1 protein-coding gene is annotated in these 565 nt (G+C 42.1%); it reads left to right on the forward strand.

The genetic code is table 11. The annotated features are described in order from the left end of the window. Nucleotides 1–130: 130 nt before the first annotated feature. Nucleotides 131–565, forward strand: a 435-nt coding sequence (locus tag ACFC20_RS17755; RefSeq protein ID WP_375194138.1) for an ATP-binding cassette domain-containing protein, incomplete at its 3' end; no start/stop codon positions are given.

Here is a 565-nt window from a genome sequence, read left to right on the forward strand (position 1 = left end):
GAGTGGATCAAGTGAAGGCACAGAAATTGAATACTCACTTACTCTTATAATTTTAAAATTTTCTAAGTGGATTGAACGCGTTATTTTTTAAGGTCTCAATCCAACGTCAGGGGTCGACATTTAAGTAACTATGGATCATTTAGTTGAAGTAGATAACCTTACCTTTAAGCGCGCTGATCGCATCATTTATGATGGGATATCGCTAAAGGTACCCAAAGGCAAAATTACTGCGGTAATGGGGCCAAGTGGTATAGGTAAAACCACGCTGCTGCGCCTTATTGGCGGGCAGTTAACGCCAGATGAAGGTGACGTTAGATTCGACGGCGATTCGATTGTTTCTATGTCGAGAAAAACGCTATATGAGACACGTCGTAGAATGAGCATGCTTTTTCAAAGTGGTGCGCTTTTTACCGATATGAGTGTGTTCGATAACGTGGCGTTTCCACTTCGCGAACATACAAAACTTTCTGAAGACGTTATTGCGACAATTGTCGCTTTAAAGCTACAGGCAGTAGGATTGCGCGGTGCAGCTCAATTAATGCCTAGTGAATTATCTGGTGGTATG

This window comes from Marinobacter sp. (assembly GCF_041984545.1).
Lineage (GTDB): Bacteria > Pseudomonadota > Gammaproteobacteria > Pseudomonadales > Oleiphilaceae > Marinobacter.